Here is a 3,103-nt window from a genome sequence, read left to right as displayed (position 1 = left end):
TCGGTGGCTGACCCACCGCTATCGCGAGCAGGCTCACTCCTACAAGGGGATGCGGTGTCCAGAAAAATGGGTTGTCACGCAGGCTGCTATGCTGGTTTGACCGTGTCGATTGACGCCAAGCCCCAGCCAGGAGAGCCCGTCATGCCCCAGTCGCCGTCCCTGAGCCAGTTACGCGATCCCGAAGCCTTTCTGCGCCGTCACCTCGGCCCGGATGCTGCCGAGCAGCAGGCGATGCTCGACAGCCTGGGCCTGGGCAGTCGCGCCGAGCTGATCGAGCAGACCGTGCCCCCGGGCATTCGCTTCAATCGCGCACTGGATCTGCCGCCGGCCCTCGACGAGCAAGCTGCGCTGGCGAAACTGCGCGGTTATGCCGAGCAGAATCTGCTGTTCACCAGCCTGATCGGCATGGGCTACCACGGCACCGTCACGCCAACCGTGATCTTGCGCAACGTGCTGGAAAATCCCGGCTGGTACACCGCGTATACCCCATACCAACCAGAGATCGCCCAAGGCCGGCTCGAGGCGCTACTGAATTTTCAGCAACTGACCATCGACCTCACTGGCCTGGAGCTGGCCAACGCCTCGCTGCTCGATGAGGCCACCGCAGCCGCCGAAGCCATGGCCCTGGCCAAGCGCGTGGCGAAGTCGAAGAGCAATGTGTTTTTTGTCGATGAAAACTGTCATCCGCAAACCCTCTCCGTGGTGCAGACCCGCGCCGAAGGTTTCGGTTTCGAGCTGATCGTCGACGCGGTGGATAACCTGGCGCAGCACGAGGTATTCGGCGCGTTGCTGCAATACCCCGACACCCACGGCGAAATCCGCGATCTGAAACCGCTGATTGATCACCTGCACGCGCAGCACGCCCTGGCCTGCGTTGCCACCGACTTGCTCAGCCTTTTGGTGCTGACGCCGCCGGGTGAGTTGGGTGCCGATGTGGTGTTCGGCTCGTCCCAGCGTTTTGGCGTGCCAATGGGTTATGGCGGCCCCCACGCGGCGTTCTTCGCCAGCCGCGAGGAATACAAGAGGGCGATTCCGGGGCGGATCATCGGCGTATCGAAGGATGCTCGCGGCAACGTCGCGCTGCGCATGGCCCTGCAAACCCGTGAGCAACATATCCGCCGCGAGAAGGCTAACTCGAACATCTGCACGGCACAGGTGCTGCTGGCGAATATCGCCAGTTGCTATGCGGTGTATCACGGTCCCGAGGGCTTGAAGCGTATCGCCCAGCGCGTGCATCGTCTGACCTGCATCCTCGCGGCTGGACTTGAGCGCAACGGCATCAAACGGCTCAACGCCCAGTTCTTCGACACGCTGACCCTGGAAGTCGGCGGCGCACAAACGGCGATCATCGAAAGCGCTCAGGCAGCGCAGATCAACCTGCGCATTCTCGGTCGCGGCCGCGTCGGTCTGAGTCTGGACGAGACCTGTGATGAACACACCGTGGCGAAATTGTTCGATGTGCTGCTCGGTGCCGATCATGGCTTGAGCGTCGACGCGCTGGATGCCGAAGACATCGCCTCGGGAATTCCAAGTGAGCTCCAGCGCAGTACGCCGTACCTGCGCCATCCAGTATTCAATGCGCACCACAGCGAAACCGAGATGCTGCGTTACCTCAAACAACTGGAAAACAAGGATCTGGCGCTCAACCAGTCGATGATTCCCCTCGGCTCCTGCACGATGAAACTCAACGCCACCAGCGAGATGATCCCGATCACCTGGCCGCAGTTCGCCAATCTGCATCCCTTCGTGCCGAGAGAGCAGGCCGCCGGTTACACGCTGATGATCGAAGAGCTCGAGCGTTGGCTGTGTGCAATTACCGGTTTCGATGCGATCTGCATGCAGCCCAACTCCGGCGCCCAAGGCGAGTACGCAGGCTTGCTGGCAATTCGCAAATATCACGAGAGCCGGCGCGAGGGCGCGCGGGAGATCTGCCTGATTCCTTCGTCGGCCCACGGCACCAACCCGGCTTCGGCGCAGATGGCCGGGATGCGCGTGGTCATTGTCGAGTGCGATGAGGCGGGCAACGTTGATCTGGACGACTTGAAGCTGAAAGCCGCCGAGGCCGGGAACAAGTTGTCGTGTCTGATGGCGACCTATCCATCGACCCATGGCGTGTACGAGGAAGGCATCAGCGAAATCTGCGCAGTGATTCACCAGCACGGCGGCCAGGTGTACATGGATGGCGCCAATCTCAATGCCCAGGTGGGTCTCGCCCGTCCAGCGGACATCGGCGCCGACGTGTCACACATGAACCTGCACAAGACCTTCTGCATTCCCCATGGCGGCGGCGGGCCGGGCATGGGCCCGATCGGGGTTCGCGCGCATCTGGCGCCGTTCGTGGCCAACCACCCGGTGGTGCCGATTGACGGGCCACTGGCGCAGAACGGCGCAGTCAGTGCAGCACCGTGGGGCAGTGCGAGCATTTTGCCGATCAGTTGGATGTACATTGCCATGATGGGTCCGCAACTGGCGGATGCCAGCGAGGTGGCGATTCTGGCGGCGAACTATCTGGCGCAGCATCTATCCGGCGCGTTTCCGGTGCTCTACACCGGGCGCAATGGCCGCGTGGCGCATGAATGCATTCTTGATCTGCGACCAATGAAGGCGCAGACCGGCATCAGTGAGGAAGACGTGGCCAAGCGTCTGATGGATTACGGTTTCCACGCGCCGACCATGTCCTTCCCGGTACCCGGTACGTTGATGGTCGAGCCGACCGAGAGCGAGTCCAAGGCGGAACTCGACCGGTTCATCGCGGCGATGCTGAGCATTCGCGCCGAGATCAACGAGGTGCAGAAGGGCAACTGGCCGGCCGAAGACAACCCGCTCAAACGCGCCCCGCATACGCTGGCCGATGTCACTGGAATCTGGGAGCGGCCCTACAGCCTCGAACAGGCCATCACCCCGGATGCGCACACCCGAGCCCACAAGTACTGGCCGGCAGTGAATCGGGTGGATAACGTTTACGGCGATCGCAATCTGTATTGCGCCTGTGTGCCGGTGGATGATTATCGCTGATACATAGGTGTACACAGTTCCCCTGTAGGAGTGAGCCTGCTCGCGATAGCGGTGAATCAGTCACTGGAGAATTTGCCTGATACACCGC

1 protein-coding gene is annotated in these 3,103 nt (G+C 61.8%); it reads left to right on the top strand.

All coding sequences use genetic code 11. The features are described 5' to 3' along the window. The first annotated feature begins 141 nt into the window (after nucleotides 1–141). Nucleotides 142–3,015 carry an aminomethyl-transferring glycine dehydrogenase gene (gcvP, locus tag DCO47_RS26335; RefSeq protein WP_116659253.1) on the top strand — a complete coding sequence of 958 codons (2,874 nt, stop codon included), beginning with the start codon at nucleotides 142–144 and terminating at the stop codon, nucleotides 3,013–3,015. Nucleotides 3,016–3,103 lie beyond the last annotated feature (88 nt).

The organism is Pseudomonas sp. NDM (genome assembly GCF_003105095.1).
GTDB lineage: Bacteria > Pseudomonadota > Gammaproteobacteria > Pseudomonadales > Pseudomonadaceae > Aquipseudomonas > Aquipseudomonas moraviensis_A.
Note: the sequence above shows the minus strand (reverse complement) of the source record. Positions and strands in the feature narration are given on the sequence as shown.

Coding starts and splice junctions, on each gene's coding strand:
- gcvP (WP_116659253.1), top strand. CDS start 142: ATGCCCCAGTCGCCGTCCCTGAGCCAGTTACGCGATCCCGAAGCCTTT.